Source organism: Stenotrophomonas maltophilia group sp. RNC7 (assembly GCF_030910085.1).
Classification (GTDB): domain Bacteria; phylum Pseudomonadota; class Gammaproteobacteria; order Xanthomonadales; family Xanthomonadaceae; genus Stenotrophomonas; species Stenotrophomonas sepilia.
Genome location: NZ_JAVFVN010000129.1, coordinates 1 through 872, shown reverse-complemented (window position 1 = coordinate 872; position 872 = coordinate 1). Strand labels below are relative to the sequence as shown.

Below are 872 nucleotides of genomic sequence, written 5' to 3'. Positions count from 1 at the left end.
AGACTATGATATTATTAATTACAATGATGGTTCTATCAAAATCATAGACAGTGTGTCTGAACAAACAATATTTGAAACTAATTTAGTAAAAGAAGGATATATTGATAATGCAGAAAATTTAAAGCTTTATATCACAGGGTCAAATACAAAACGATATTTACAGCTTAGAGACCTATATTCGAGACTAAATATTTTAATAGATATTAAGAACAAAACTATAATCAATATCCCAATTGAAGGTGAGCGAGTCATAAAGTGGTCACCAAGCGATGAGAGGGTAATTATTTATTTGATAGGTTTTGACGATGAGTACCCAGACGACAATATATACTTATGGGATATTGAAAATAGAAATATAGAAAAAATAGGTGAATTTAATAATCGACCATTACAGTGGATTCCAGATGAGGAATATATATTATTTAGGTTATTATGTAGCAAATGATCCTGAGAAATTGAAGATCTTTAGATATGATGTAAATAATAAGAATTGGGATATTATTTATAAAGCAAAGGGACAATTGAAGAAACGAGTATAAAATGGATCTCAGGCAATGAAGTAGTATTTGTAGAAGTAAGAAATTCAAAAACACTGAATCCTTTAAGAATGTTAATGAAGCCCCATGATTATTATGCAGTAAAAGTTGATGTTAAGAAAAATAGGCTAAAGGAAAAGAAGCTACGTGCTGCATTAGCACGTTCTTATGCATGGAGCTACGATAATAAATATCTATATTATAGGGACGAAAGAGGATTTTTTAAGGCTAAAGTTAATTTTCATAGATAAAGATATAAATTTCATTTTTAAAATCTTTAAATATGAAGCTTCTGTTCAAATGTTATATACGAAGAAAGACCTTGATATAGGTGGC

General features: G+C 28.9%; 1 protein-coding gene. It reads left to right on the top strand.

Going from position 1 to position 872, the window contains the following annotated elements:
- A partial coding sequence (locus tag RCF13_RS01530; protein ID WP_308140759.1) for a hypothetical protein occupies window positions 1-445 on the top strand: 445 nt, incomplete at its 5' end.
- Window positions 446-872: the final 427 nt, after the last annotated feature.